This is a genomic window from Yersinia sp. SCPM-O-B-9106 (C-191), from assembly GCF_026183365.1.
Taxonomy (GTDB): Bacteria; Pseudomonadota; Gammaproteobacteria; order Enterobacterales; family Enterobacteriaceae; genus Yersinia; species Yersinia rochesterensis.
On the sequence record NZ_CP110791.1, the window covers coordinates 4,302,310 to 4,328,548 of the forward strand.

Below are 26,239 nucleotides of genomic sequence, written 5' to 3' on the forward strand. Positions count from 1 at the left end.
GAGTTGCAGACAGGCGATCACTCCCTGCGGCTTCAAATACGAAAGGGATAGATTAATGCTGGCAGTGGCGGCAAAAAAACGTGCTACGCTGCCCGTGCTTCGCAATTTCAATCACATTCCCACAGCGCCGACATAACTCACCCGCTCGCCCATATACCTGTAACTCTTGTGCAAAATAACCCGGTTTGCCATCTGACTGTAAAAAGTCGCGCAATGTAGTGCCACCCTGCTCAATAGAGTGCAATAACACGGCTTTAATTGTTGCCACCAACAGTGTGACCTCGGCTTCGGTTAATGAACCAGCGGCGCGTTCCGGCAGAATACCCGCAGTAAATAGTGATTCGCTGGCATAGATGTTGCCCACCCCGACCACCACTTTATTATCCATTAGCCACTGCTTAACTACAGTGCGTTTGTTTCGTGACTTTTCAAACAGATACCCAGCGGTAAATTCATCACTCAGAGGTTCTGGCCCTAAGTGTGCGAGTACGCTACTGGTTGCAAGGTCTTTTGCCCATAGCCAGGCACCAAAGCGGCGCGGGTCGGTATAACGCAGGATTTTGCCATTGCTGATAACCAAATCAACATGATCATGTTTCTGCGCTTCGGTTTCTTCCGACAAAATACGCAGGCTACCTGACATCCCTAGATGGACGATAATCCAGCCTGTTTTCAGCTCTATCAGTAAATATTTAGCTCGGCGTTGGACACTGAGTACCGGTTGGTCACTGAGTGCCAAGATTTCATCAGATACTGGCCAACGTAAGCGGGCATTTCTGACCACAGCATAAAGAATTGTTTGGCCGACAAGATAAGGTTCGATCCCGCGTCGGCTGGTTTCAACTTCTGGTAATTCAGGCATGCGACCCCCTTAGCGTGTCTCACTAGACTTTATATAATAAAAAACCCGGCCGAGGCCGGGTTTTCTTAATCCACCAAAATTAAAATTACTTAATTTTAGCTTCTTTATAGATCACGTGTTGACGGACAACTGGATCGAATTTCTTCAATTCCAATTTTTCCGGCTTAGTACGCTTGTTCTTCGTGGTGGTATAGAAGTGACCAGTACCAGCAGAAGAAACCAGCTTGATCTTCTCGCGAACACCTTTAGCCATGATTCAGTTCCTTAATACTTCTCACCGCGGGCACGAATTTCGGCCAAGACCGTTTCAATACCCTTCTTATCAATAACACGCATACCTTTAGCAGATACACGCAGAGTTACAAAGCGCTTCTCGCCCTCAACCCAAAAACGGTGAGAGTGAAGGTTCGGCAGAAAACGGCGTTTGGTCGCGTTCATTGCGTGGGAACGGTTGTTACCGCTCACCGGGCGCTTGCCAGTAACTTGGCAGACTCGGGACATGTCTATTCTCCAAAAATCAAATCAGCTCGAGCTTCGTATAGGATTTGGCCGCCTCGTCAGGCTTTAGAGCCCATCTCAGCAAATTCACTGAGAAGACTCACTGTCATCAGGTCAGAAACCCCTGTCACCAGGCTATAAACCTGTTGAGATAGGCTCTTCACGCCAAACCCAAGATTCTCAAAGGTGGCGTAGTATACGCTCTGAAGCGTAAGTGCTCAAGTCCCGAACAGCTAAAGATCCCGAAAGGATCAATTATTATTTCTCTAAAGCCATCCGCGTTCGGCAAATGAGACACATTCACCCCGTCCAACCACCAAATGATCGAGCACTCGAATATCTAATAATGAACAGGCTTTTATCACCTGCGTAGTCATCAAACGGTCAGCTTGGCTCGGTTCAGCCTTACCCGAAGGGTGATTATGCGCCAGAATCAGCGCGGCGGCATTAACCTTCAACGCTTCACGCACAATTTCCCTCGGATGGACTTCAACACTGCTGATGGTACCAGTAAACATCTCCTCATGGCGAATAACACGATGCTGGTTATCCAAAAACATCACTAAAAAAACCTCTCTTTCACGATGAGAAAGGATATTTTGTAGAAATTTTTGTGTAATGTCGGCATTAAGCAGGGCACTTTCCCGCATTAGATGAGATGAAAAGCAGCGACCAGCCAGTTCTGCGATAGCCTGAATCTGACTATATTTCGAAATACCAATCCCCTTTTTTGCACATAACACCTGATAATCTGCCGAGATAAGCTCATGCAACGAGCCAAACTCATCAATCAAATATTCAGCCATTCTCATTACATGCATGCCTGGGATACCCGTGCGCAGAAAAATAGCGAGCAATTCGGCATCAGTCAGTACCGCAGCACCGTATTTCAGCAGTTTTTCTCTTGGGGCCATATGCCCATACCACTCATCCATTCCTTGGCTCCTGTTTATCCCTGAACAGCACAAACAGCATGACAGAAGGCTTTATGAGCCGCGACTCCATGGTGAGCAGCATGCGTAACGCCTCGCAAATTTGATGATTGATGGCATCAGGAGATGCCCTGATAGCTAATCTACCCGGCGGTTATGCTAAAATATCGCCTCTTATGACTTTCATTCGGACAATCATGATGACGGGACTTTCCGGCGAACATCTTTCTGGTAAAAAGATTGTGCTCGGGATTAGCGGGGGTATTGCCGCATATAAATCTCCTGAGCTGGTACGCCGCTTACGCGACAGAGGTGCAGAGGTTCGTGTGGTGATGACCCACGCGGCCAAAGCATTCATTACGCCACTCACGTTGCAGGCAGTCTCGGGCTATCCCGTCTCTGATGATTTACTCGACCCTGCGGCAGAAGCAGCAATGGGGCATATTGAGCTGGGTAAATGGGCTGATTTAGTGATAATGGCCCCCGCCACAGCAGATTTACTGGCGCGAGTGGCCGCTGGCATGGCGAATGACTTGCTAACAACAGTTTGCCTGGCAACCGCATCTCCTGTTGCTGCCGTGCCCGCCATGAATCAACAGATGTACCGCGCAGCTGCTACTCAAGCCAATCTACAGACCCTAGCCAGTCGTGGAATGCTATTGTGGGGGCCTGATAGCGGCAGTCAAGCTTGTGGTGATGTTGGCCCAGGTAGAATGCTGGACCCTCTGGAAATTGTCGCGCTGGCGCATGAACATTTTACAGCAAAACAAGACCTGAAACATTTGAGTGTCATGATTACCGCCGGGCCAACGCGTGAAGCGCTTGATCCCGTGCGCTTTATCAGCAATCAAAGTTCGGGGAAAATGGGCTTCGCGATCGCTCAAGCGGCCGCTGCCAGAGGGGCAAAAGTCACTCTAATTGCCGGGCCAGTAAACCTCCCCACACCTACTGCTGTGAATCGCATTGATGTTGTCAGTGCGCTGGAGATGCAACAAACAGTTCAGAACTTAGCCGCCCAGCAGAATATTTTTATTTCTTGCGCTGCGGTAGCGGATTACCGCGCCGAGCAAGTTTCTGACGAGAAAATAAAAAAACAGGGTGACGAAATTACCCTTAAGTTAGTGAAAAACCCGGATATTGTCGCCGGGGTGGCTTCGATGGTTAAAAAACGTCCATTTGTTGTTGGATTTGCTGCCGAAACCCAGAATGTGGAAGAATACGCGCGACAAAAACTAGCGCGGAAGAATCTGGATCTTATTTGCGCTAATGATGTATCGCTCGCAGAGCATGGTTTTAACAGTGATACCAATGCCTTGCACCTTTTTTGGCCGACTGGAGAGAAACGTTTACCGCTCAGCGATAAGCACCTCCTCAGTCAGCGTTTAATAGACGAGATTGTCAGCCGTTATGATGAAAAAAATCGACATTAAAATTCTGGACCCACGTGTTGGCAAGGAATTTCCTTTACCAACGTATGCTACAGAAGGTTCTGCTGGGCTGGATTTACGTGCTTGTCTGGACGAAGCAGTTGATTTACTGCCGGGGCAAACTACATTGTTACCCACTGGTTTAGCGATACATATCGGTGATAACACTCTGGCGGCGGTCATTCTGCCGCGCTCAGGTTTGGGACATAAACACGGGGTGGTATTGGGTAATTTGGTCGGGCTGATTGATTCCGATTATCAAGGTCAGTTGATGGTGTCAGTCTGGAACCGTGGTCAACAGCCGTTCATCATCGAACCCGGCGAACGTATCGCACAAATGGTATTTGTTCCCGTAGTACAAGCAGAATTCAATTTGGTTGAAGATTTTGACCTTACTGAACGTGGTACCGGTGGTTTTGGTCATTCTGGGCGCCAATAACCTACCCTAGACCCTGATACCGTAAAAAAGCTATCACATAAGCCGCCGGGACTTGGTATCCAGTGCGGCCGGTATTGGGGTTTTTGTTATTAAGTCATTTTTAGCAAGGGTCTACTCGGACATGGCAGAAAAAGAAAATACGAAAAGGAATAGGCGCGAGGAAATTTTGCAGGCTTTAGCGCAAATGCTGGAATCCAGCGATGGCAGCCAACGCATTACTACCGCCAAACTCGCCGCGAATGTGGGAGTTTCGGAAGCCGCGCTTTATCGTCATTTCCCCAGCAAAACGCGGATGTTTGATAGCCTGATCGAGTTTATTGAAGACAGTCTGATGTCCCGCATTAATTTGATTCTGCAAGATGAAAAAGAGACGTTTAATCGCCTCCGGCTGATCCTATTGCTGATATTAGGCTTTGCGGAGCGCAATCCAGGGCTAACTCGCATCATGACCGGGCATGCACTGATGTTCGAGCAAGACCGCTTACAAGGGCGAATTAACCAGCTGTTTGAACGAATTGAAGTACAGCTACGTCAGGTGCTACGCGAGAAAAAACTGCGTGATGGGCAAGGTTTTATCCATGATGAAGCGCTATTGGCAACACAGCTATTAGCATTTTGTGAAGGGATGCTTTCACGTTTTGTTCGCTCAGAATTTCGCTACCGACCGACGCAAGAGTTTGATTCCCGCTGGCCTTTGATTGTGGCTCAGTTGCAATAAGCCACAAAGTCGCTGTGATAGTCATATAAAAAGGGCCAAACGGCCCTTTTTTGTATTTTCATAATGAGGAAATCTTAAACACCATATTGCTCACGATATTGGCGCACCGCCGTCAGATGAGCCGCCATCTCCGGTTTCTCCTCCAAATAACGGATCACATCATTCAACGTCACAATCGCGATGACTTTACAGTGATAATCATGTTCAACTTCCTGAATCGCAGAGATTTCACCACGACCACGCTCTTGACGATCTAATGAAATCATCACACCAGCTAGGGTGGCGCCCTGCGCATTGATAATTTCCATTGATTCACGAATCGCAGTACCAGCGGTTATCACATCATCCACCAGCATGACTCGGCCTTTTAACTGGCTCCCCACCAAGCTGCCACCTTCACCGTGATTTTTGGCTTCTTTACGGTTAAAGCAGTAAGGAACATCACGACCATGATGCTCAGCCAAGGCTACGGCGGCGGTGGTGGCAATAGGAATGCCCTTGTATGCTGGCCCGAATAAAAGGTCAAACTCCACACCACAATCCATTAACGCCGCGGCGTAGAAACGCCCGAGTTTTGCCAGATCAAGCCCGGTATTAAACAACCCTGCATTAAAGAAATAGGGGCTAATCCGCCCAGACTTCAGGGTAAATTCGCCAAACTTCAACACCTGCTTGTTAAGCGCAAACTCGATAAAATCGCGCTGATAGGCTTTCATTGGTACGTCTCCTCTAGATTGTGGCTACTGTCATTAATTACTTTGTTGAATGATTCGGTGCCTAAATTGCAGGCAAAAAAAAGGCGACTAGCAAGTCGCCTTTATCAATTATTGTTCTAACGCCGCCTTCTGCGCCAGGAAGATAGTTTCTATCCCTCCCCGAGCCAGTTCCAACAACGCCAGTAACTCTTCGTGACTGAACGGCTCGCCTTCTGCGGTGCCTTGCACCTCAATCATCCGGCCATCTTCCATCATCACCACATTCATATCAGTTTCTGCTGCAGAATCTTCTATATATTCCAGATCGCAAAGGGCTTCACCTTTCACGATACCAACAGAAACCGCAGCTACCAGCCCTTTCATCGGGTTAGCTTTCAATTTACCGGCGGCAACTAAGTTATTTAATGCATCAGCCAGAGCGACACAAGCGCCACTGATTGAGGCTGTACGGGTGCCACCATCAGCCTGCAACACATCGCAGTCTAACGTAATGGTGAACTCACCCAATTTCTTCAAATCAACTGCCGCACGCAAAGAACGAGCAATTAGGCGCTGAATTTCTAAAGTGCGACCACCTTGTTTGCCTTTTGCGGCTTCGCGCGCATTACGGCTGTGGGTCGAACGTGGCAACATGCCATATTCAGCGGTTATCCAGCCCTGACCTTGGCCTTTCAGAAAGCGCGGAACACCCTCTTCGACCGTGGCGGTGCACAATACTTTGGTATCGCCAAACTCAACCAACACGGAACCTTCAGCGTGTTTCGTGTAATTACGGGTCAGGGTCAATGGGCGGACTTGTTGTGCTGCTCGGCCTGCTGGGCGCATGGGGCTTTCTCCGGCTTTAAATCGATATTGGTCGCGCATTATACGGCCTTAGTGATGTAATGCCTATCCTGCCTGCGCCTCGGAGGCTATAATCCCTGCATCTTTTCTTGAAAACGGGTACGCAACAATGATCCGCAGCATGACCGCTTACGCTCGACGTGACATTAAGGGTGAATGGGGTAGCGCAGCCTGGGAGCTGCGTTCCGTTAACCAACGCTATTTAGAAACTTACATTCGCTTACCTGAACAGTTCCGTAGCCTGGAACCGGTTATTCGCGAACGTATCCGCGGCCGCCTGACCCGTGGCAAAATTGAGTGCAGCTTGCGCTTCGAGCTGGATGCTAACTCACAAAGCTCTTTGATCCTTAATGAGAAACTGGCAAAGCAACTGGTTGAAGCTGGTCAGTGGGTCAAGATGCAAAGTGATGAAGGCGAAATTAATCCAGTGGATATTCTGCGCTGGCCGGGTGTTATGGCCGCAGAAGAACAGGATCTGGATGCCATCAGCACTGAGCTGATGCAGGCACTGGATATTGTGTTGGATGACTTTATCGTTTCCCGCGAAACTGAAGGTGCAGCACTAAAAGCGCTTATTGAACAGCGGCTGGATGGCGTTAGTGCGGAAGTGGTTAAAGTCCGTGCGCATATGCCAAACATCTTGCAATGGCAGCGTGAGCGTTTGCTCAACAAACTGGAAGAAGCACAGGTTCAGTTGGAAAATACTCGCCTGGAGCAGGAATTAGTGCTGATGGCACAACGTGTCGATGTAGCTGAAGAGTTGGATCGACTTGAAGCGCATGTCAAAGAAACACACAATATTCTGAAGAAGAAAGAAGCCGTTGGCCGCCGCCTTGATTTTATGATGCAAGAATTCAACCGCGAGTCGAATACGCTAGCATCAAAATCTATCAATGCCGAAGTTACCAATTCAGCTATTGAGCTGAAAGTGCTTATCGAGCAAATGCGCGAGCAGATCCAGAACATCGAGTAACTTCTTTTATTCATCCGTTTTACTAAAGCCCGGAGAAATTTGGGCTTTTATTACTCTGCCTGCGCCAAGTGAATCAGTGAAAAAGCCTTTCCCTCACCGTCCAGTTCTGAACTGGCCAGTTTTTACAAATCCAGATTTCAAGTAAAAAGCTAACGCAGCGGGATTTTGTTCATTCACACTGAGCTTTCCCTTTAAATGCTGAGCATGCGCCAACAGCGTTTTCCCAAAACCTTTACCGTGATAGATGGGATCAATGAATAACACCTCCACTTTATTACCATCGAGGCCAATAAGCCCTACTGCCTCTCTGCTATTTTCAAATAACCAAACTTCTAGCCCAAGCAAATAAAATTGAATATCAGCCTCAGTTAGAAACAAATGCGATTCCCTTACTGCTTTTTCCCAAATCTCAACTAAGCGCGGAATGTCCTCAGATATCGCTCTTATTATCATTAGTTTCTCAAACTCTCATCTGTATAGGATAATTATCACTAGCCATTGAAAGCTTAAACAAACCTGCACCTAATTTTAAACAACATAGGACATTCGTTGTTTTTCCCCCGTTATATGAAGTATGTTGAACAAACAAAACTAGGTGCCCATATTTTCGAATAATTCCTGCGGAGAGGTTATGATCGCCACAACAACTTTACTGCTGTTTTCCGGTGCTTGTGTAGCACTTGCAGGTATTCAGCTGGGAACTTATTACCACACGTTGGCGGCAGCATTAGGGCTTTCACAACTTTTTATATTGGTACCAATAGGTTACGATGCAGTGCGGATACTCGGTGCATGCTATTTACTCTATTTGGCATGGAAAATACTCACCTCAGCCCACGGCGTCCCGATAAAAGCAGCGTTATCACCCGCTCCCGTATATAAGGCCTTCCGGAAAGGATTATTCACCAAATTGCTGAATCCCAAGATGGCTCTATTTGTACTGGCGCTGTTCCCACAATTTATCACCCCCAGTCAGGTTCAGTGATTGTGCAAATGCTGTTATTGGCAACCATCCTGAATGCTATTGGCTTGATTATTAATGGTAGCCTGATTTTAGTGGTCAGTAATATGAGTAACCGCTTTAAAATCGGGGCGTTTTCAGCTCGCTGGCCAAACTATTTGCTAAGCGGAGTCTTTACCGGATTAGCGTGTAAATTACTTTTCGATAGCCGCAAATAAAACTAGTGTCGGAATAATGTGAGTAAACAAGGAAAAGGATATGCAGTTAACTGTACTGGTTGATAACAACACCCTAATAGATAAATATCTTATAGCTGAACCAGGAGTTTGTTATCACATTGAAATTAATGGGAAAAATTTTCTTTTTGATACTGGTTACTCTGACGTTTTTCTATGTAATGCGGCAATTCTGGGTATTAATATCAGCAATATCGACAGTGTGATTTTCTCCCATGGTCATAACGACCATAGCGGGGGCTTAACCCATCTTGCACAATATCTAGACCGAACAAATCACTATAGTGAGCAGAAAATAAAACTTGTGGCTCACCCCAATGCATTTACCCCTAAATACTACGAAGATAAATCAATAGGTGCTCACTTTCCGGCTGATGGCTATTCCACCTTTTTCAAACGAATTGATCAGTCCGGTGTTTATTACATTACGGATAATTTACTTTTTTTAGGTGAGATAGAACGTAGTAATGATTTTGAAGGGCTGCATCCTATAGGGAAAACTATCAATTGTTGTGGCCATGAAGTTGACGACTTTGTCATAGACGACAGTGCGATAGTTTATACCAGCCCAGAGGGTATTGTAATTATTACTGGCTGCTCTCACTCTGGGATCTGCAATATTATTGATTATGCTATTAAAGTGACCGGTGATAAGCGCGTTCGGGCTGTTATTGGTGGTTTTCATCTATTAAATACAGAAAAATCCATCCTCACCAGAACATCAGACTATTTCAAGCAGCTCAGCGCACAAGCACTGTATCCCTGTCACTGTACTGACCTAAAAGCTAAAATAGCATTAGCCGGTGCGGTTGATATAGAAGAGGTCGGGGTTGGAATGGTACTTAACTTTAAGTAAAAATATTATCCGGAAAGGGGATTATATATATTTCACAATAAGTAATGTGTGGTCACGAACTTAAAATTAATACATAATCACTACCGAAATTTGAACATTTAAAGATGAAGGATTATGTAATGCTTAAGAATGTACTTTATTTTGATTCAATGCTGACACCAAAAATTCTTACTATTTTATATTGGCTCTCACTGTTTGGCATCATTGTATCCGGCGTACTGGCGATGTTTGGTAGTTTCTTCATAGGGATTGCCATCATCATCGGCGGTGGCATTAGTTCACGTATTGGTTTTGAGATGATCATGATTGTATTCAAAAATAATGAGTATCTGAAAAGAATCGCAGAAAAACCATAATCGTGATTTACCTCGGGTATTCTCATCTTGTTTCGAAATGGAATACCCAGATTGCTTACCACTGACATACTTCCATCATTAACTCACTAAAAACCATACTATCCCCACTACACTCCAATAAACCATGTCTCATCTTTCTTTTCTCATTTTAGGATTTAGCCTAAATGAACGTAACAATATAAAAAATAGTGTCTTTTATTTTTTCATGCTTAACTTTCATCACAACCTTAAAGTAAAAAAAGCATTTAATATGATTATCACTACTATCTACGATCTGGTATGAATAAATTACACATATACTTTATTCGGTAGGTGATCTGGATAGAGTCATGTTCTACAGGTCAGGATGATTATTCATCACTGGGAGGGTTAGGAATAGGGCCTTCTGAGTTTCCGGCTAAGGTAAGTAAAAGACTCATATACACTTTTAGGGGGTCGCATATGTTCGAAAACCAAGACACGTCGATCCTCAATGCTTACTTTGGTACTCATAGCCCATTTTGGCGGCTTGCTTTTGATAGCCAAGCTTTAGAGTTATCTGCAGTTAAAGGGACAACAAATATCGCAATATCCCTTAATTTAGTCCAAACAATGAGAATCCGGAGCTTAACCGGAATTACTGCAAGTTTAGATATTGAAATTGAAATTTATGGTCACCCCCTTCATCTACATCTTGTCGGCCGCAAGATTAATAAGAAAGAATGGGGAGGTACTGCCTCAGCCTATGCTGATACTGAATCTGTAGCTCGTGACTTGGTCATAGGTCTTTCCTTTGCAGAGCAGGTCGTTTCTGAAGCTAATTCAGTGATTGTTATTCTTGATAAAGATGGGTGCGTACAACGATTTAACCACCTTAGCGAAGAATATACCGGTAAGAAAGAGCAAGATGTTATTGGTAAAAACGTCTATGACTTATTTATGACAGCCAAGGAAGGGGCGTCGTCACGGAAAAATATTGAGGGATTCTTTCAGCGTGGTGCATCTTATGAAGCAGAGCGTTGGGTTAACACCGTTAAAGGAAAGCGCCTATTTTTATTCCGCAATAAGTTTGTTCATAGTGGTAGCGGTAAAAATGAGCGCTATCTCATCTGCTCTGGCACTGATATTACCAAAGAGAGACGCGCTCAAGAACGCCTTAGGATTCTGGCCAATACCGATATGATTACTGGTTTACCTAATCGCCATGCTATTCATGAACGCATAAACAGCGCAATCCAAACCCGTGTTGACACCTCTGTAGGTATTATTTATCTCGATCTCGATAACTTCAAAAAAGTGAATGACCATTACGGCCATATGTTTGGTGATCGGTTACTGAAGGATGTTTCTCAGGCTATTTTAAGTTGCCTGGGTGACAACGAAATGCTTGCCCGGTTAGGAGGTGATGAGTTTATTGTTTTGGTCGAAAACGCTACGATAAACTTGCTTGAAACAACTGCACAGAGAATTCTCAACCGTATGAAATCGCCTTTCCGGATTGGATTGATCGAGGTATATACCGGCTGTTCAATTGGTCTTGCACTATGCCCTGAGCATGGCGACACATTGGAAAATATTATTCGCAGCGCAGATACCGCTATGTATACCGCAAAAGAACATGGAAAACAGACCTATTCAATTTTCTCGCAGCAAATGAATAAAAAAGTATCCGAATATGTTTGGCTCGATACCAATTTACGCAAGGGTTTAGAACAGCACCAATTACATGTCTATTACCAGCCAAAAATATCAACCAAAACAGGAAAAGTGCACAGTGTAGAAGCACTCGTCAGATGGTTATCGCCTGAACGAGGTTTGATTGCTCCTCTGGAATTTATCTCCTATGCCGAAGAATCCGGACTTATCAGGCCCCTGGGTAAATGGGTACTGCAAACATCGATGCAACAAGCCGTCGATTGGAGAAAACGCGGGATTAACCTACGAGTTGCCGTCAATGTTTCTGCTCGACAATTGATAGATGAGGCTATCGTTACCAGCTTTATTGAATCTCTCGAAGCCAGCGGACTGGAATCTAGCTTGGTCGATGTTGAATTAACGGAAAGTTGCTTAATTGATAATGAAGACGCCGCTATCAATATAATTAAACAGCTACGCTACTTAGGTGCTCAAGTTCACTTAGATGATTTTGGTACTGGTTATTCTTCACTCTCTCAGTTAGCGCGCATCCCTATTGATGCCATTAAGCTGGATCAAAGTTTTGTTCGCCATATTGATACTAATCCTATTTCACAATCTCTGGTACGAGCCATTATCGTTGTCGCCGAAGCACTTAAAATGCAAGTGATCGCCGAAGGGGTAGAAACTAAAGAGGAAGAAGAATTTCTGGATTCTATTGGTATTGATGAAAAACAGGGATTTCTTTATGCTAAACCAATGCCCGCAGATGAACTGGAGCATTGGCTGATAACACAACACCCTCACCTTTCACTGGATTAGGTGCAAAAACTATATAGCTTTTGGTATTCCTGAAGCATGTCTGTCTTGCAACATAACCAGCCGTTCAATATAGGCGATATCTTTCGGTTCAATAGACAATGCAGAATCAACCCAGTCTTCTGTAATATCCATTAATTCAGAACGCGTTAATTGTAGAACACGCTGCCGCACTCGAATCATAGCTCGTATGGCATTTAATTTAGGCTTGATAGTGTCTATAAATGTGCGTGTCGCAAGATAAGCATCCCCCGGCTGAAATAACTTATCTATTAATCCACGGCTCTCATACCATTCCGCAGCATGGGGTTCACCTGTCCAAATCAGTTGTTCTGCCACTTTCATACCCGCTTTTCTGGCAACTAGTGAATATCCCCCCATACCCGGAAATAAATTAAATGCAATTTCCGGAAATCCCATTCTGGCGGTCGTTTGTGCTAATACAAAGTGATGAGCTAATGCCGCTTCAAATCCCCCACCCAGTGCACTCCCTTCAATCATTGCAATAGAGATAGCACCAGTATCAAACCCACGAGAAGCCGCATGAACACAATCTACGCAAGCACGAGCATAAGCCATTAGCGCTTCCCGCTTACGATTTCTGATCATTTGGGCAAAAAAGTTTAAATCCCCTCCTACATTAAACATATTAGGCACCATCGAACCAGTTACCCAAAAATCGATAGGTAATTTTGATTCTTTAGCGGCCTGTACCAATGTCATAATATTTTCAATTAACTCCAGATTAAAACAGGGGCGGGGATGAGCACGCAGCAACATCCACATGGTATTGCGACCTTCTTCGTAATAAGCCGATATTTGAGATAAATGGCCGGCCTCAGTAAAAGCGCGGCAACTAGGGAGATTAATCATGTTCATATTCTATCCTATGGGTGAGTTAAACACAGATGGTGCTATCGCCTCGGCCTTCTTGAGGAAGTGCTACATTTGCCTTAATGGTGGCAATTTAAGCGGGCAGATAAATAGTGAGTCACCCAATGGATAAATGATGAAAATAATCTGCCGATAGCTCGTCGCGCAGAATGTACACCATGGCGGCCACTGCAATGTCGACTGTCTCCATGTCGATTTTCAGTGTTTATATGACCATGCTCGATCAAAAATTTGTAGTAACAGCGCTCAAACTAAATATGTTTAGTGCTTTTATTATACTTTCAATTATTAACTCTTATCCGGTCACGGAAGAACCTGAATTAAAGCTAAATAAGCTTCATGAAGATCAAGTTTTTTTGAAATGCTTGGAGAATATATTTTGGCTGGCTTTAAAATTGCGATGACTATAGCCGCAATGTTAATAGGTTTTTTGCTATAACTTCAGCCATTAATGCTTTATTTAGCACCTTATTCAACATCAGTTTCCAAGGCATACTGGGATATCTATTTTATCCGCTAGCTCTACTAATTGGCATCCCCGCTCAAGATGCTTTGTATGCAGGGAGTATTATGGCGACTAAACTGGTGGCAAATGAGTTCGTTGCATGATTGAGCTGAAAAAAGTTTCCGCCGAAATGTTGCCGAGAGATTTGGGTATTCTTTCTGTATTTTTAGTCTCTTTTGCTAAATTAGCCTCTATTGAAATTGTTACTGGTGCCATTAAAGGGCTAAATGAGCAGCAAGGTAATGTAGTTTCACGATTCGGATTAAAACTAGTATATGGTTCAACTTTGGTTAGCTTACTTTCTGCTGCTATTCCCAGACTAGTCTTGTAACAAAAATACGGTTTATCCATATAAAGTTAATGATATTACAGGCCTTTTACTTCCAATCGGGAGGTAAAAGACCATAAAGCTCAAACTCAATATTTACCTTTAGAAATCAACATATACAATAGTATCAACACGCATAACAGACTCTTGCGCAAACTGCTGTTTATACTGGGAGCGCAGCGCTTCTATTGTATTCTCTTTGTCATCTTTTATGGATAAGCACTAACGCCTTACTATTTTCTTTAGCCACATCCCATCATTTCCCAACCATTGCCCTTTAGCATCAATAACTGTCAGGCAATCCTTGAAGCGGCTGGTGACATCATTATCAACAAAAGACTGTCATTCAGTGGTGGAAATAGCTAGGTCATGAGGGCGGCTCAAACCGAAAAAGAGGGTCGTTTGTGTCATCGGTTCACCTTTAATACAGCCGGGAGACGTTACTTTCACCGTTGCTGTATTGGCTTGACCTGTTCTATCAATCAACCATCCAGCAATGCTCCGATAGCTACCATACCAGCCAAGAATACAGCCCGATATTGGCGCTAATTAACACACTTACCCATGAAAAACCCCACTGAAACAAAAGATAAAATAGAGATAAAAACCACCACTCGATGAGTTACTCTGCAATCAAGTAGAATAATCATCACATGACCTTTAAGCTCTCCCACACTATCTTAATAATTGATTTTCACCCTAAAACAACTAATGAATAACAAACCAATAGTTATTTTTTTATATAAAAATATCAATAAGATAATTAATATTTCAATTAGATTAAATAATTTGAAACGCACGGTTTAGAAAATCTCAGTCGCGACGTTTTTGCTTAGTGACTAAGCTGCCCCCCTTTACTGCCCTTAAGAAATTACATTCAATATGCTACTCAGTGTTCTTTATATTATCGGTATCACCGCTGAAGCCATGACCGGTGCACTGGCCGCAGGCCGCCGTCAGATGGATATGTTTGGCGTCATTATCATTGCATCTGCAACTGCTATCGGTGGCGGCTCAGTCAGAGATATATTGCTGGGCCACTATCCGCTTGGGTGGGTTAAGCACCCTGAATACATTGTTATTGTCGCCGTTGCTGCGATCGTCACAACCTGGATGGCTCCGTTAATGAAGCATTTGCGCCATTTGTTTTTAGTGCTTGATGCCATCGGACTAATTGTTTTTTCTATTATTGGCGCACAAATCGCCCTCGATATGGGCCACAGCACAATTATTGCTGCCATAGCCGCTGTGATTACCGGCGTATTTGGCGGTGTCCTGCGCGATATGTTCTGTAACTGCATTCCATTGGTGTTTCAGAAAGAAATTTATGCCGGTATCTCGTTTGCTGCTGCATGGATCTACATAGCGCTACAGCAATACACGCCGCTATCCCATAACTGGGTTATTATTATTACATTGGTCACTGGGCTAAGCGCACGGTTGCTGGCTCTGAGATTCCGCCTTGGCCTGCCCGTATTCAAATATGAACATTCAGAACATTAACCCCATCCCGGAGATTACTCTTCGGGCCGAAACCCTGTAATTCCCTGTTGCGATAAGAAATCAGCCATCACTTGGATTTCTGGGTGATGTAAAAAATGATTAATGTGTTTCGCCCGCACCGCTCCAATACCCGATATTAAGCGCCATTCGGCAATACTCCGTTGCTGTAAAGAGTGCCACTGAGAATCAATAGGTATCGCCTGCGGGAATCCCAAAGCCTGTAACCATTGAGGAAAAGGCTGTTGTCTGGCGCGTTGAAATTGCAGATAAATCTTCTCTGCTCGACCTTGCCCAATACCAGGAACGGCCGCAATCTGCTCTACAGACAGTGACAACCAATCAACCAAGCTATTAATAAGCCCATGGTGGACAAGTTCTCGCCAGAGCCCACTTCCCACACCCTGCATATCTAACCCGTTAGCACCACTAAGCCATGCTAAGCGAGATAGAAACTGGGGTTTGCACTCAAGAGGTAAAAGGTGAAAACAACTTAACTGATGGAACTTATTTGCAGCAGGCGGGGTAATTTCGTGCCGCTGGCTTACTCGCCAGATAACATTATCCAATCGTGGAATACCCTGCCCAGCCAATGTGATAGTGACTTGGTCACCCGGTACAATATCCCACTGTTTCCAGCGGGCAATAGATCCAATATTTACTCGACGAATCCATTTGTCATCAATTTTTACCGGAGCTACCTGTAAAATAGCGGTAACTTTACCAGTGCGACCAACGGTAAAATGGATATCTTTGATTTCAGTTATTTCCTGGGGAGGTGGATATTTCCATGCTACAGACCAGTTTCCTGGTGTTGCATGCCAATGACGCCCTGCTGGCTCATCTTCTTGACGGATAACCACGCCATCAGTCACAAAAGGTAGCGGCATTTGAAACCAGAGCTTTCGCCAGTGAGCAACATCGCTACTGGAAAAGACGGGTTCGCTGTAATAAGCAGTTAAAGGAAAGCCCATTTTTTTTAATAATGCAGTTTTTTCCTTCATACTTTTTGGCCCATCCGGCCATGCCCAAATAAAAATACCCAATTTGGTCAGGAATGGAGTTGCAGACTTGCGCATCAGAGCACCTGCAACAGAAGCTCGGGCATTGACACCTCCCGACTGCACTTGTTGATGCCCCTCCATTTGTAAGAATAATTCCCCCTGTAGAGTTAACGAAGGGGGCGCTGCGGTAATATATTGAGGAATAGCAGAAATAAGCGGTGCTTTATCCGTCCAGTCCTGACCTTTCAAGCCATTTCCTCGACTCAAAATTTGAGTCAGGTTTCCTGACTTATAAACCAGTGTGACCGCAACGCCATCTATTTTGGGCTGCACCCAGAGATTCTTCCGCCCCGCCATCCAGTCAATAAGTGCAGTTTCATCTTTAAGCTTTTTTAAGCCGGTGTGAGCAACAGGATGAGGACTCTTCCCGTTACCCGCAATCAACGTGCTATTCTTCGTATCCGGTAGCCCATGACATAATCGCCACCCATGCAGTTTGTCCTGCAATTGATCATAAATATTATCAGAAAGCAGGCTAATACCTTGCTGGTGATATGCCAAATCCCACTGAAAGAGCTGCTTCTCCAAAAGATTAATTTCGCCTGACATTCTTTCTTCTGACCATTCAGGGCACACAGACTCCGCTCTGGCCCCCCAATTTATAAAACCAAGAATCAGTAGGCTTAGTATTTTCAATTTTTTGCGCATTCATCAGTACCTCCCTTTGCTGGCGGGCAGTAAAACCTGAAATGGCTCGTCCGTCGAAGGGGAAAAAACTTAAATGCGTAAGTGACCGAATAATACTTTTGCACTTGCTGCAACAAGCTGAAATTACGCAATGCTCCCCGCAAAATCATAAAAACGTGCTGTTTATGGGCGAAACATTGAGGTGAAATGTGTTGTAACGCTGCATGACGCGTTACAGCCGTGTATACTGTGCGGAGATTCACACTTCTGCTTTCTACATATCAACCTAATCAACTGAAACGTCATCATGGTTCAAGGCACGCTATACATAGTTTCTGCACCTAGTGGGGCAGGGAAATCAAGTCTGATTCAGGCTTTGTTAAAAACACAACCTTTGTACGACACGCAGGTTTCTGTTTCTCATACCACACGTGATATACGTCCAGGGGAAAATCACGGCGAACATTACTTCTTTGTTTCTAAGGAAGAATTTTGCCAAATGATTGATGACGATGCTTTTCTTGAGCATGCCAAAGTTTTTGAAAATTACTATGGCACCTCACGTCTGGCGATTGAGCAGATTCTCGCAACCGGTGTCGACGTGTTTTTAGATATCGACTGGCAAGGCGCGCAGCAAATTCGCGCAAAAATGCCGACCGCGCGCAGTATTTTTATTTTGCCTCCATCCAAAGAAGAATTGGATCGCCGCTTGCGTGGCCGTGGGCAGGATAGCGAGGAGGTTATTGCAAAGCGAATGGCGCAAGCTGTCGCGGAGATGACCCACTACGCAGAATATGATTATTTAATCGTGAATGATGATTTCAATCTGGCATTGTCTGATCTGAAAACCATTATTCGCGCTGAACGACTGCGTTTAGGCCGCCAGAAACAGCGGCATGACGCTTTAATCACCAAATTATTGGCAGACTGAACAGAGTTTCAGTATCATGCCCAGTCATTTCGTCACCTGTGGAGTAGCAGAATTATGGCACGCGTAACTGTTCAAGACGCTGTAGAGAAAATTGGTAACCGTTTTGACCTGGTGTTGGTCGCTGCTCGTCGGGCACGTCAAATCCAGTCCGGCGGTAAAGACGCACTGGTTCCAGAAGAAAACGATAAAGTTACTGTGATTGCGCTGCGCGAAATCGAAGAAGGCCTGATTACAAATCAGATTCTCGATGTACGTGAACGCCAAGAACAGCAAGAGCAGGAAGCCGCAGAGATCCAAGCGGTAACCGCGATTGCTGAAGGTCGTCGTTAATTAGACAGCGAGTCTACTTTGTACCTGTTTGAAAGCCTGAATCTGCTGATTCTACGTTACCTGCCAGAGGAGCAGATTAAGCGCCTCAAACAGGCATACCTTGTCGCACGTGATGCTCACGAGGGTCAGACACGCTCCAGTGGTGAGCCCTATATAACTCACCCGGTTGCTGTGGCCTGTATTCTTGCGGAGATGCGGCTCGATTACGAAACCTTAATGGCGGCGCTGTTACATGACGTCATTGAAGATACCCCTGCTACCTATCAAGATATGGAGCAGTTGTTTGGGAAAAGCGTAGCCGAGCTGGTCGAGGGCGTTTCTAAACTCGATAAACTGAACTTCCGCGATAAGAAAGAAGCCCAGGCGGAGAACTTCCGCAAAATGATCATGGCGATGGTGCAGGATATCCGCGTCATTTTGATCAAACTGGCTGACCGCACCCATAACATGCGAACGCTGGGCTCTTTGCGCCCGGATAAACGTCGCCGTATTGCCCGCGAAACCCTTGAAATATATAGCCCACTGGCTCACCGGTTGGGTATTCACCATTTAAAAACCGAGCTGGAAGAGCTGGGTTTTGAAGCGCTTTATCCCAATCGCTACCGCGTGATTAAAGAAGTGGTGAAAGCCGCACGTGGTAACCGCAAAGAAATGATCCAAAAAATCTTGGCGGAAATTGAAGGGCGTCTGACGGAAGCTGGGATACCTTGCCGCGTCAGTGGTCGAGAAAAGCATCTCTACTCAATCTATTGCAAGATGAACCTGAAGGAGCAGCGTTTTCACTCCATCATGGATATCTATGCTTTTCGGGTTATCGTTAAAGAAGTCGATACTTGCTATCGCGTGCTGGGGCAAGCTCATAGCCTGTATAAACCCCGCCCTGGCCGAGTAAAAGACTATATTGCTATTCCTAAGGCTAACGGCTATCAATCGTTGCATACCTCATTAATCGGCCCTCATGGAGTTCCGGTAGAGGTACAAATCCGTACTGAAGATATGGATCAGATGGCCGAAATGGGGGTTGCAGCACACTGGGCTTATAAAGAGCAAGGTGAGTCCGGCACCACCGCACAGATCCGCGCTCAGCGCTGGATGCAAAGCTTGCTGGAATTACAGCAAAGCGCGGGCAGCTCATTTGAATTTATTGAAAGCGTAAAATCTGATTTGTTCCCTGATGAGATTTACGTTTTCACCCCGGAAGGGCGCATTGTTGAATTGCCTGCCGGTGCAACACCTGTCGATTTTGCTTATGCCGTGCATACTGATATTGGCCATGCTTGTGTTGGCGCGCGCGTTGATCGTCAGCCCTATCCACTTTCTCAGTCACTCAGCAGTGGCCAAACTGTTGAGATAATTACCGCTCCGGGTGCGCGACCAAATGCCGCTTGGCTGAATTTTGTTGTCAGCTCGAAAGCTCGCGCCAAAATTCGTCAATTGCTGAAAAACCTTAAACGTGATGAATCGGTAAGCCTTGGTCGCCGATTACTGAATCATGCTTTAGGAAATGGCCGAAAACTGTCTGATATTTCTGAAGAAAATATCAAACATGAATTGGATCGTATGAAGTTAGCAACGCTGGATGATTTGCTGGCGGAGATTGGGCTGGGTAATGCAATGAGTGTGGTGGTGGCGAAAAACCTCTTGGGTGACCCGTCCACGCTGGCAACTTCTGGTACCCGTAACCTGGCAATTAAAGGTGCCGATGGCGTCCTGATTACCTTTGCCAAGTGCTGCCGCCCAATTCCGGGTGACCCAATTATCGCCCATATCAGCCCCGGCAAAGGTTTGGTTATCCATCATGAGTCCTGCCGTAATATCCGTGGCTACCAAAAAGAGCCAGAGAAGTTTATGGCGGTTGAATGGGACCAAGAGACTGAACAAGAATTTATTGCTGAAATTAAAGTCGATATGTTCAACCAGCAAGGTGCCTTGGCAAATCTGACTGCGGCAATTAATGCGGCCGAATCAAATATTCAAAGCCTGAATACTGAAGAGAAAGATGGCCGGGTATACAGCGCCTTTATTCGCCTGACTACTCGTGACCGAGTCCATCTGGCTAACATTATGCGTAAGATTCGTATCATGCCAGATGTGGTCAAAGTCAGCCGTAACCGTAATTAACGCCTATGAATCCTCAACGCTATGCGCGGATTTGTGAAATGCTTGCTACCAGGCAGCCGGATTTGACGGTTTGTCTGGAGCAAGTACATAAACCTCATAATGTCTCCGCGATTATTCGCACTGCTGATGCCGTCGGCATTCATCAGATTCACGCGATTTGGCCTACCCCTGAAATGTACACGCGGCTCTCTTCGGCTGCCGGTAGCAACAGCTGGGTTCAGGTAAAAACACACTCTGATATTACCGATGCTATAACTCATTTAAAATCGCAAGGTATGCAAATACTTGCGACGCATCTATCTGATAAAGCAGTTGATTTTCGTGAAATTGATTATACTCGTCCAACCTGTATTTTAATGGGGCAGGAAAAAACGGGGATATCTAAAGAAGCTTTGGCAATGGCTGATAAAGACATCATTATTCCGATGATCGGAATGGTGCAATCCCTGAATGTATCAGTCGCTTCAGCACTCATTTTATATGAAGCCCAGCGGCAGCGGCAAAATGCCGGCATGTATCACCGAACACAAAGTGTTTTGTCAGAAGATGAGCAACAGCGGCTATTATTTGAAGGTGGCTACCCGGTGCTGGCGCAAGTGGCTAAACGCAAAGGGCTTCCCCGGCCTCATATTGATGAGCAAGGCCAGGTTATCGCTGATGTGCAATGGTGGTCAGCCATGCAATCCACGGAGTCTTAAATGAAAGGCCGCCTACTGGATGCCGTACCCCTCAGTACACTTTCCGGTGTTGGCGCGAGTCAGGCCGGAAAACTGGCTAAGATGGGTCTGGAAACCATTCAAGACCTGCTGCTTCACCTTCCGCTACGTTACGAAGATCGCACACGACTATACCGAATTGGCGATCTGTTGCCCGGCCTTTCCGTCACTGTTGAAGGTGAAGTTCTCCGCTCTGATATCAGTTTTGGCCGCCGCCGCATGATGACCTGCCAAATCAGCGACGGTAGCGGTGTGCTCACCCTGCGCTTTTTCAATTTTAATGCCGCAATGAAAAACAGCTTATCGCCGGGTAAGCATGTAATTGCCTATGGTGAGGCTAAACGGGGAAATACTGGCCCTGAAATCATTCACCCAGAATATCGGGTGCATGGCGAAAATATCGGTGTTGAATTACAAGAATCATTGACCCCCGTTTACCCCACAACGGAAGGTATTCGTCAGGCAACTTTGCGTAAACTTATTGATCAAGCTCTGGCGATGCTGGATTCCAGCGTCATTGCTGAATTGTTGCCGATTGAATTAAGCCGCTCGCTGATCAGCCTGCCAGAAGCGATTCATACTTTGCATCGTCCACCAGCAGACATTCAACTAGCCGAGTTAGAACAAGGCAAGCATCCTGCTCAGCGGCGGCTGATAATGGAAGAACTGCTGGCCCATAACCTCAGCATGCTGGCGGTCAGGGCGGGAGCACAAAGTTATCGGGCGCTATCCTTATTGCCCGAAGAACAACTTAAACAACGTTTTCTTGCGGCACTGCCTTTCACGCCAACCCAAGCCCAACAGCGGGTTGTGGCGGAAATCGAGCAAGATATGACACATAATTTCCCGATGATGCGGCTGATTCAAGGGGACGTTGGCTCGGGAAAAACACTGGTTGCCGCACTGGCCGCACTGCGTGCTATTGCCCATGGTAAGCAGGTCGCGTTGATGGCTCCCACTGAGTTATTGGCTGAACAGCATGCCAATACTTTCCGCCAATGGCTGGAACCGTTAGGTTTACAAGTAGGCTGGCTGGCTGGGAAACAAAAAGGCAAAGCACGGCTGGCACAACAAGAAGCTGTCGCCAGTGGTCAGGTCGCCATGGTCGTGGGTACTCACGCCATGTTTCAGGAGCAAGTGCAGTTTTCTGGATTAGCACTAGTTATTATTGATGAGCAGCATCGTTTTGGTGTTCACCAGCGGCTCGCGTTATGGGAAAAGGGTGAGGAGCAAGGCTTCCATCCACACCAGTTGATTATGACAGCAACCCCCATTCCCCGAACGCTGGCTATGACGGCCTATGCTGATCTCGATACCTCGGTCATTGACGAACTGCCCCCTGGCAGAACCCCAGTCACGACAGTGGCGATTCCAGATACTCGCCGCAGTGATGTGATTCAACGGGTTAAAAATGCCTGTTTGGAAGAGGGCCGACAAGCTTATTGGGTCTGCACCTTGATTGAAGAATCTGAGCTGCTGGAAGCCCAAGCCGCTGAAGTTACCTGCGAGGAGCTGAAAATTGCCTTGCCGGAGATTAAAGTCGGTTTGGTACATGGCCGGATGAAAGGGCCAGAAAAACAAGCAGTTATGCTGGCTTTCAAACAAGGTGAATTACAATTACTGGTTGCTACCACCGTGATTGAAGTTGGGGTTGATGTACCGAATGCCAGTTTGATGATTATCGATAATCCGGAGCGGTTAGGGTTAGCGCAATTGCACCAGTTACGTGGCCGCGTGGGCCGTGGGGCCGTCGCTTCACACTGTGTTCTGCTGTATAAAACACCGCTGAGTAAAACGGCTCAGATGCGTTTGCAAGTGCTGCGCGACAGTAATGACGGTTTTGTTATCGCCCAGCGGGATTTAGAGATTCGCGGCCCCGGCGAATTATTAGGGACGCGCCAAACCGGCAGTGCCGAGTTTAAAGTGGCTGATTTACTGCGCGATCAGGCCATGATTCCAGAAGTGCAAAGAGTGGCTCGTCACCTACATCAACAATATCCCGAACATGCACAGGCATTAATAGAACGCTGGCTACCAGAGCGAACGCGTTATACCAATGCTTGATGATTAAGGGGCGGTTTTGTCCGCCCCTTAAGACTATTCTTACAACAGAATTATCCCACTACCGCCGGGAAGATTGGCAGCAACAGATAAAGCTTAATCACGATCACATTGACGATATCAATAAAGAACGCACCGACCATCGGCACCACCAAGAAAGCTAAATGTGATGGACCGAAACGGTCAGTAATGGCCTGCATATTCGCAATGGCCGTCGGTGTCGCACCTAAACCAAAACCACAATGGCCCGCCGCTAACACGGCCGCATCATAGTTTTTACCCATCAACCGATAAGTAACAAAGATAGCGTACAGCGCCATCGCCAATGCTTGTACCGACAAGATAACCAACATCGGCAATGCCAGTGAAGCCAGTTCCCACAGTTTCAGGCTCATCAAGGCCATTGCCAGGAACAGTGACAAACTGACATTCCCCAACACCGAAACCGCGCGATCAAAGACTTTATAGAAGCCGATTACCGCGAGTGTGTTACTGAGAATAACTCCGATGAATAACACGCAGACGAAGGTCGGTAATTCAAACATCGTGCCCTGTAACGCACTAGAAATCACTTGGCCAGCCATCAGGCAAATCGCAATCATGGCGATGGTTTCGACCAAGACCAATGAAGTTATCATGCGGCCCGCCGAAGGCTTTTCAAAAGCGGAGGGTACTTCGCTGTCCTCTGGGGTGCCATCTGGTGTGGAAGAGTGTTTGACCAGATAGCGAGCCACTGGGCCACCAATCAACCCGCCCAAAACAAGGCCAAATGTTGCACAAGCCATGGCCACTTCAGTTGCATTTTCAAAGCCATAGCGTTCAACAAACACTTTGCTCCATGCTGCGCCGGTACCGTGCCCACCGGATAATGTAATTGAGCCAGCCAATAAGCCCATGAGCGGATCTAAACCCATCAGCTTCGCGAGAGCGATGCCAATTGCGTTCTGCATCAGTAGCAAACCAACGACCACAAAGACAAACACACTCAAGGCCTTGCCACCGGCGCGTAAACTCGCCAAGTTAGCATTCAGGCCAATTGTTGCAAAGAATGCCAGCATCAAGGGGTCTTTCAGCGACATATCAAAACTGATTTCCCAACCGAGGGTCTTTTGCATCAGCAGCATCATGAAAGCCACCAGCAGGCCACCGGCAACAGGTTCTGGAATAGTGTACTTTTTTAGAAAAGGGACTGTTTGTACGAGTTTTCGGCCTAACAATAAAACCAGACAGGCCGCGACTAGCGTGCCGTAGGTATCGAGATGAAACATCTTGGTACTCCATGCGATTAAAATATCGAATAAAAATATGACGTTAGACAGTTCCTTAATAAACGCCAAAGCAGTAAGAAGAGGATTAGAAAAAAAAATCCTCTCGATTACAAGTTTAGTAAAAGAAAAACATGAACTAGCGGCAAACAAGAATATTTAAGAAAACACAGCGCAACCGATTGCTTTTGTGAGGCAGATCATTAAAATGCCCTCTTTGCCGATCCGGGAATGCCACTCCATGTCTACGCAATCCGCCGAACTTGATGCACCGCAGCAAACAACAACTCGCCCCAGCGAACTCATTTATCGTTTAGAAGACCGCCCGCCACTCACCCAAACTTTGTTTGCCGCATGCCAACATTTATTGGCTATGTTTGTCGCGGTGATAACCCCCGGCCTGCTAATTTGTCAGGCGCTAGGGCTGCCAGCGGAAGATACCCAGCGCATTATCAGCATGTCACTGTTTGCCTCCGGCCTGGCGTCGCTGCTGCAAATTAAAACTTGGGGGCCGGTGGGCTCTGGCCTGTTATCCATTCAGGGCACCAGTTTTAACTTTGTTTCTCCGCTGATTATGGGCGGTTTGGCGCTGAAAAATGGTGGGGCTGATATCCCGACCATGATGGCGGCCTTGTTCGGTACCTTGATGGTTGCGTCCTGTACCGAAATTATACTTTCCCGTTTCTTGCATCTGGCGCGCCGCATTATCACCCCTCTGGTATCCGGTATTGTGGTGATGATTATCGGCCTGTCATTGATTCAAGTTGGGCTGACATCTATTGGTGGCGGTTATGGTGCGATGAGCGACCATACTTTTGGCTCACCTAAAAATCTCTTATTAGCCGGCTCCGTGCTGTTAGTCATTATTTTACTGAACCGCCAGCGCAATCCGTATCTACGAGTGGCCTCTTTGGTTATCGCCATGGCAGTGGGTTATCTGTTGGCGTGGGCGCTAGGTATGTTGCCTGAAAGCCGCCCAGTGGTAGACACCGCCCTGATTACCATCCCAACGCCGCTGTACTATGGTTTGTCTTTTGACTGGAACCTGCTGGTACCGCTGATGCTTATCTTCATGGTGACCTCACTTGAGACCATCGGGGATATCACCGCAACCTCAGATGTATCAGAGCAACCGGTTCGCGGCCCGCTGTACATGAAGCGCCTCAAGGGCGGTGTATTAGCAAATGGTTTGAACTCCATGCTTTCCGCCGTGTTTAACACTTTCCCGAACTCCTGCTTTGGCCAAAACAATGGAGTTATCCAGTTGACCGGGGTTGCCAGCCGCTATGTCGGTTTTGTGGTTGCACTGATGCTGATTGTTCTGGGCCTATTCCCTGCGGTGGCTGGGTTTGTGCAGCATATTCCAGAACCCGTGCTGGGCGGCGCAACTCTCGTCATGTTCGGCACGATTGCCGCTTCCGGTGTGCGGATCGTCTCTCGCGAAACCCTTAACCGCCGTGCGATTATGATTATGGCGTTGTCATTGGCGGTCGGTATGGGTGTGGCACAGCAACCACTGATTCTGCAATTTGCACCTGACTGGATCAAAACTCTGCTTTCTTCCGGAATTGCCGCTGGCGGTATTACTGCCATCGTACTTAACTTACTCTTCCCAGAAGAAAAATAATCTTTACGCTAATACGTCAC

The 26,239-nt window shown here is 46.3% G+C and carries 24 protein-coding genes and 3 pseudogenes; 16 read left to right on the top strand and 11 right to left on the bottom strand.

Annotated elements, in window-relative coordinates; genetic code table 11:
* Positions 1 to 52 precede the first annotated feature (52 nt).
* The 4 genes from mutM to radC form a co-directional block, all read right to left on the bottom strand.
* Positions 53 to 862, bottom strand: a complete 810-nt coding sequence (gene mutM, locus OP863_RS19405) for a bifunctional DNA-formamidopyrimidine glycosylase/DNA-(apurinic or apyrimidinic site) lyase (protein ID WP_038637899.1) — start codon at positions 860 to 862, stop codon at positions 53 to 55.
* Positions 863 to 947: 85 nt separating this feature from the next.
* Positions 948 to 1,115 (bottom strand): 50S ribosomal protein L33, encoded by a 168-nt coding sequence (gene rpmG, locus OP863_RS19410; protein ID WP_004392084.1) that lies wholly within the window; start codon positions 1,113 to 1,115, stop codon positions 948 to 950.
* Positions 1,116 to 1,126: 11 nt separating this feature from the next.
* The gene (rpmB, locus tag OP863_RS19415) at positions 1,127 to 1,363 is read right to left on the bottom strand and encodes a 50S ribosomal protein L28 (protein WP_005164747.1); all 237 of its coding nucleotides are present in this window, start codon (positions 1,361 to 1,363) and stop codon (positions 1,127 to 1,129) included.
* Positions 1,364 to 1,626: 263 nt separating this feature from the next.
* Positions 1,627 to 2,295 (bottom strand): RadC family protein, encoded by a 669-nt coding sequence (radC, locus tag OP863_RS19420; protein ID WP_038637895.1) that lies wholly within the window; start codon positions 2,293 to 2,295, stop codon positions 1,627 to 1,629.
* 194 nt (positions 2,296 to 2,489) lie between these two features.
* On the opposite strand from radC, the gene coaBC reads away from it, so the two are divergent.
* The 3 genes from coaBC to slmA all read left to right on the top strand — a co-directional run bounded on the left by coaBC (position 2,490) and on the right by slmA (position 4,876).
* Positions 2,490 to 3,722: a bifunctional phosphopantothenoylcysteine decarboxylase/phosphopantothenate--cysteine ligase CoaBC gene (gene coaBC / locus OP863_RS19425; protein WP_186378162.1), complete on the top strand. Its 1,233-nt coding sequence runs from the start codon at positions 2,490 to 2,492 to the stop codon at positions 3,720 to 3,722.
* Entirely contained in the window at positions 3,700 to 4,158 is a 459-nt protein-coding gene (dut, locus tag OP863_RS19430; RefSeq protein ID WP_038637890.1) for a dUTP diphosphatase, read from the top strand. The genes coaBC and dut overlap by 23 nt, the downstream gene beginning before the upstream one ends.
* Before the next feature lie 121 nt (positions 4,159 to 4,279).
* Positions 4,280 to 4,876, top strand: coding sequence for a nucleoid occlusion factor SlmA (slmA, locus tag OP863_RS19435; RefSeq protein WP_004392079.1), 597 nt, complete (start codon positions 4,280 to 4,282; stop codon positions 4,874 to 4,876).
* Positions 4,877 to 4,950: 74 nt separating this feature from the next.
* Here the strand turns inward: slmA and pyrE are convergent, their stop codons facing one another.
* Together pyrE and rph are read right to left on the bottom strand one after the other, a co-directional pair.
* Positions 4,951 to 5,592 (bottom strand): orotate phosphoribosyltransferase, encoded by a 642-nt coding sequence (pyrE, locus tag OP863_RS19440; RefSeq protein ID WP_265525725.1) that lies wholly within the window; start codon positions 5,590 to 5,592, stop codon positions 4,951 to 4,953.
* Between the two features lie 108 nt (positions 5,593 to 5,700).
* Positions 5,701 to 6,417: a ribonuclease PH gene (rph, locus tag OP863_RS19445; protein ID WP_038637882.1), complete on the bottom strand. Its 717-nt coding sequence runs from the start codon at positions 6,415 to 6,417 to the stop codon at positions 5,701 to 5,703.
* Positions 6,418 to 6,544: 127 nt separating this feature from the next.
* Between rph and OP863_RS19450 the strand changes: the two genes are divergently transcribed.
* Positions 6,545 to 7,408: a YicC/YloC family endoribonuclease gene (locus OP863_RS19450; RefSeq protein WP_038637879.1), complete on the top strand. Its 864-nt coding sequence runs from the start codon at positions 6,545 to 6,547 to the stop codon at positions 7,406 to 7,408.
* Between the two features lie 93 nt (positions 7,409 to 7,501).
* Here the strand turns inward: OP863_RS19450 and OP863_RS19455 are convergent, their stop codons facing one another.
* Positions 7,502 to 7,861, bottom strand: a complete 360-nt coding sequence (locus OP863_RS19455; RefSeq protein ID WP_235895423.1) for a GNAT family N-acetyltransferase — start codon at positions 7,859 to 7,861, stop codon at positions 7,502 to 7,504.
* 178 nt (positions 7,862 to 8,039) lie between these two features.
* On the opposite strand from OP863_RS19455, the pseudogene OP863_RS19975 reads away from it, so the two are divergent.
* From OP863_RS19975 to pdeR, 4 genes and pseudogenes are all read left to right on the top strand, one after another.
* A pseudogene (locus OP863_RS19975) lies at positions 8,040 to 8,587 on the top strand (LysE family translocator).
* A gap of 40 nt (positions 8,588 to 8,627) precedes the next feature.
* Positions 8,628 to 9,461, top strand: coding sequence for an MBL fold metallo-hydrolase (locus OP863_RS19470; protein ID WP_265525726.1), 834 nt, complete (start codon positions 8,628 to 8,630; stop codon positions 9,459 to 9,461).
* Positions 9,462 to 9,580: 119 nt separating this feature from the next.
* Positions 9,581 to 9,817: a DUF4282 domain-containing protein gene (locus tag OP863_RS19475; RefSeq protein WP_038637873.1), complete on the top strand. Its 237-nt coding sequence runs from the start codon at positions 9,581 to 9,583 to the stop codon at positions 9,815 to 9,817.
* Between the two features lie 441 nt (positions 9,818 to 10,258).
* Entirely contained in the window at positions 10,259 to 12,253 is a 1,995-nt protein-coding gene (gene pdeR, locus OP863_RS19480) for a cyclic di-GMP phosphodiesterase (RefSeq protein WP_145589645.1), read from the top strand.
* 9 nt (positions 12,254 to 12,262) lie between these two features.
* Here pdeR and OP863_RS19485 read toward each other — a convergent pair whose 3' ends face one another.
* A complete protein-coding gene (locus OP863_RS19485) occupies positions 12,263 to 13,129 on the bottom strand; it encodes a crotonase/enoyl-CoA hydratase family protein (RefSeq protein ID WP_038637867.1) in 867 nt (288 codons plus the stop codon).
* Positions 13,130 to 13,281: 152 nt separating this feature from the next.
* Between OP863_RS19485 and OP863_RS19490 the strand changes: the two are divergent.
* A pseudogene (locus tag OP863_RS19490) lies at positions 13,282 to 13,980 on the top strand (nucleoside transporter C-terminal domain-containing protein); the annotation flags it as partial.
* Between the two features lie 99 nt (positions 13,981 to 14,079).
* Here OP863_RS19490 and OP863_RS19495 read toward each other — a convergent pair.
* A pseudogene (locus OP863_RS19495) lies at positions 14,080 to 14,274 on the bottom strand (DUF3574 domain-containing protein).
* Positions 14,275 to 14,859: 585 nt separating this feature from the next.
* Here OP863_RS19495 and OP863_RS19500 point away from each other — a divergent pair.
* Complete coding sequence (locus tag OP863_RS19500) at positions 14,860 to 15,480, top strand: trimeric intracellular cation channel family protein (RefSeq protein ID WP_038637865.1); 621 nt, start codon at positions 14,860 to 14,862, stop codon at positions 15,478 to 15,480.
* A gap of 14 nt (positions 15,481 to 15,494) precedes the next feature.
* Here OP863_RS19500 and ligB read toward each other — a convergent pair whose 3' ends face one another.
* Positions 15,495 to 17,189: an NAD-dependent DNA ligase LigB gene (ligB, locus tag OP863_RS19505; protein ID WP_265525727.1), complete on the bottom strand. Its 1,695-nt coding sequence runs from the start codon at positions 17,187 to 17,189 to the stop codon at positions 15,495 to 15,497.
* A 286-nt stretch (positions 17,190 to 17,475) separates the two neighbouring features.
* On the opposite strand from ligB, the gene gmk reads away from it, so the two are divergent.
* The 5 genes from gmk to recG are packed head-to-tail and all read left to right on the top strand — an operon-like array spanning position 17,476 to position 23,330.
* On the top strand, positions 17,476 to 18,099 hold the full coding sequence (gene gmk / locus OP863_RS19510) for a guanylate kinase (protein ID WP_038637858.1): 624 nt from the start codon (positions 17,476 to 17,478) through the stop codon (positions 18,097 to 18,099).
* Positions 18,100 to 18,153: 54 nt separating this feature from the next.
* Positions 18,154 to 18,429 (top strand): DNA-directed RNA polymerase subunit omega, encoded by a 276-nt coding sequence (gene rpoZ, locus OP863_RS19515; protein WP_004392061.1) that lies wholly within the window; start codon positions 18,154 to 18,156, stop codon positions 18,427 to 18,429.
* Positions 18,430 to 18,447: 18 nt separating this feature from the next.
* Positions 18,448 to 20,550 carry a bifunctional GTP diphosphokinase/guanosine-3',5'-bis pyrophosphate 3'-pyrophosphohydrolase gene (spoT, locus tag OP863_RS19520; RefSeq protein WP_038637855.1) on the top strand — a complete coding sequence of 701 codons (2,103 nt, stop codon included), beginning with the start codon at positions 18,448 to 18,450 and terminating at the stop codon, positions 20,548 to 20,550.
* 5 nt (positions 20,551 to 20,555) lie between these two features.
* Entirely contained in the window at positions 20,556 to 21,248 is a 693-nt protein-coding gene (gene trmH / locus OP863_RS19525; RefSeq protein WP_145589646.1) for a tRNA (guanosine(18)-2'-O)-methyltransferase TrmH, read from the top strand.
* Positions 21,249 to 23,330: an ATP-dependent DNA helicase RecG gene (recG, locus tag OP863_RS19530; protein WP_265525728.1), complete on the top strand. Its 2,082-nt coding sequence runs from the start codon at positions 21,249 to 21,251 to the stop codon at positions 23,328 to 23,330.
* 50 nt (positions 23,331 to 23,380) lie between these two features.
* Here recG and gltS read toward each other — a convergent pair whose 3' ends face one another.
* Entirely contained in the window at positions 23,381 to 24,595 is a 1,215-nt protein-coding gene (gltS, locus tag OP863_RS19535) for a sodium/glutamate symporter (protein WP_265525729.1), read from the bottom strand.
* A 238-nt stretch (positions 24,596 to 24,833) separates the two neighbouring features.
* Here gltS and OP863_RS19540 point away from each other — a divergent pair, with 238 nt between their 5' ends.
* Positions 24,834 to 26,219: a uracil-xanthine permease family protein gene (locus OP863_RS19540; RefSeq protein ID WP_038637845.1), complete on the top strand. Its 1,386-nt coding sequence runs from the start codon at positions 24,834 to 24,836 to the stop codon at positions 26,217 to 26,219.
* Positions 26,220 to 26,239: the final 20 nt, after the last annotated feature.